We start from the raw sequence: 2,134 nt of genomic DNA on the forward strand, positions 1-2,134 counted from the left end.
CCACCGCGGGGAGCAGGCCGCGCCGCTCGAGGATCTCCGCCGAGGCAGTGTTGAGCCCTTCCGCCTTGACCGCGGTGTCGAGCTCGTCGCGCCGTTCGACGACGAGCACCCTGGCCCCGGCCAGCTGCAGTTCGGTCGCAAGCATCAGGCCGACCGGCCCCGCGCCTGCCACGAGCACGTCGTAGGTGGAGGACATCAGGTTGCTCTCTGGTGGTCGCGCCCGGGAATACACGAACACTGTTCTACTTATAGAGCAGTGATCGTGTCAACTAGAACTGCGCTCGCACCGGTCTAGACTGCGTCCCATGACATCGCCTCCTCAGCGACGACGCGCAGCGCGGCATCAGCAGCCGCTGGCCGACGACGCGGGAGCGCCCCGTCGCGGCCCGTCGGCGGGGCGCAAGAAGCCCATCACCGTCGACGCCATCGTCGAGACCGCGATGGGCATCGTCGAGCGTGAGGGACACGACGCCCTGACGATGCGGCGAGTGGCGGTCGTCCTCGAAACGGGCCCAGCGTCGCTCTACGCCCACGTCGTCAACAAGGAGGACCTAGACGATCTGCTCATCGGGCGGCTCTGCTCGGAAGTCATTCTCCCCCAGCCGGATACTCACATTTGGCGTGACCAGATCATCGACGTCTGCACCCAGCTCCGTGATCAGTACCTGCGCTACCCCGGCATCTCCCGGGCGGCGCTCGCCGTGGTGCCGACGCATCTGGAGACCCTGCGCGTGAGCGAGGGCATGCTCGGCATCGTGCTCGCGGGCGGCGTCGCGCCGCAGACGGCCGCTTGGGCGATCGACGCACTGGTTCTCTACGTCAACGCGTTCTGCCTCGAGGCGTCCCTGCGTGACAGGCCTGCCGACGAGGATGGCCGGGTCCTCAGCCGAGAAGAATCGCTGCGCCGATTCGCCGCGCTGCCCGATACCTTCCCCCACACCAAGCGCTACGCCGCCGAGCTGACGTCCGGCACCGCGTCGGATCGATTCGCGTTCACCATCAACCTGATCGTGGACGGCCTGGTCAAGAACGACTAACGCACGGCCAGACGTCCTGCCAGTTCTTCGGGTGCCTCAAGGGGGATGAGGTGGCCGGGTCCCTCGAGGACGTCGAGGCGGGCACCGGGGATGAAGGGTAGGAGGTGCCGGCGCAGGACGTCGACCGGTTCGACGACGTCGCGGCTGGAGGCGATGACGGTGGTGTCGACCGAGATTCGGCGTGCTGCCGCGGTGATGTCCTCGGCGATGCCGTGCAAGGGCCACTCCGCGCGAGCCGCCGCGACACCGGACAGGCTGTCCTCGATCACCGCAGTGCGTAGCGAGGCCTCGAGGGGGATCGCCGTGAGGACGTGGTCGACGGCGTGCGTCACGGTCTCAGCGCTGTCGTAGGCGTGGGCGAGCTGCTGCTGGAACTGCGGAGTGATGGCCGGCGGCGGTTCGGCGGGCGCTGGTGCGATGAGCACCAAAGCTGATAGCGCAGAGAGCCTTTCGGCTGCGACGAGCTGCGCGACCTTGCCGCCCATCGAATGCCCGACCAGGATGACGTCGGTGCCGAGAGCCTCGATCACGGCACGGGCGTCGGCGGCCAGTCGCGCCAGATCGAACGGCCCTGGCAATGTGTTGGATCGCCCCCAGCCCCGCTGGTCGTAGTACGCCGCCGGTACTCGCCGGTCAAGATGAGCGAGCATCCGATTCCAGGTGCGGCCACTGCCGCCCCAGTAATGCAGCAGCAGCAGTGTCGGTCCAGGACCGGAGCGGGTGTGCACGGTCAGCGAACCGCCCGCCACCGGGACCTTCAGTTCTCCGAACTCGCCCGTCACGACGCCCCTTCCCGTACTGCGACCGGGTGGTCGTTCCAGCCCGACGTGTCAACGAGATCGAACCACGTGGTCGGCCCGTGCGTCGGGTTGGGTGATCTCCCCGGCGCTCGACGAACGCCAGGCCCTCCCCGGGGATTGTTTGGGAGGGCCTGGCGGGTTCGTGGTGCTTGGCGGTTTAGTTGCCGAGCAGGTTGGCGATGTGCTGGGGGCCGTGGTGGTTGTGCCAGCCGGGGGTGGCGTTTGGTGCGGGGTGGGCGTAGGTGTCGGGGCTGTAGGAGTAGCCGGGGCCGGTGGGGGCCTGGCCGCCGGTGGTGG

3 protein-coding genes are annotated in these 2,134 nt (G+C 68.4%); 1 reads left to right on the forward strand and 2 read right to left on the reverse strand.

Annotated elements, in window-relative coordinates; genetic code table 11:
• A partial coding sequence (locus ACRDUX_RS10060; protein ID WP_526413451.1) for an FAD-dependent oxidoreductase occupies positions 1-196 on the reverse strand: 196 nt, incomplete at its 3' end.
• 109 nt (positions 197-305) lie between these two features.
• Between ACRDUX_RS10060 and ACRDUX_RS10065 the strand changes: the two genes are divergently transcribed.
• Positions 306-1,037 (forward strand): TetR/AcrR family transcriptional regulator, encoded by a 732-nt coding sequence (locus ACRDUX_RS10065; RefSeq protein WP_526413453.1) that lies wholly within the window; start codon positions 306-308, stop codon positions 1,035-1,037.
• Here ACRDUX_RS10065 and ACRDUX_RS10070 read toward each other — a convergent pair.
• A complete protein-coding gene (locus ACRDUX_RS10070; RefSeq protein ID WP_526413455.1) occupies positions 1,034-1,819 on the reverse strand; it encodes an alpha/beta fold hydrolase in 786 nt (261 codons plus the stop codon). The two genes, ACRDUX_RS10065 and ACRDUX_RS10070, sit on opposite strands and share 4 nt — an antisense overlap.
• Between the last annotated feature and the right edge of the window lie 315 nt (positions 1,820-2,134).

Source organism: Mycobacterium sp. (assembly GCF_050701675.1).
In the GTDB taxonomy this organism is placed as follows: Bacteria; Actinomycetota; Actinomycetes; order Mycobacteriales; family Mycobacteriaceae; genus Mycobacterium.

Coding starts and splice junctions, on each gene's coding strand:
- ACRDUX_RS10065 (WP_526413453.1), top strand. CDS start 306: ATGACATCGCCTCCTCAGCGACGACGCGCAGCGCGGCATCAGCAGCCG.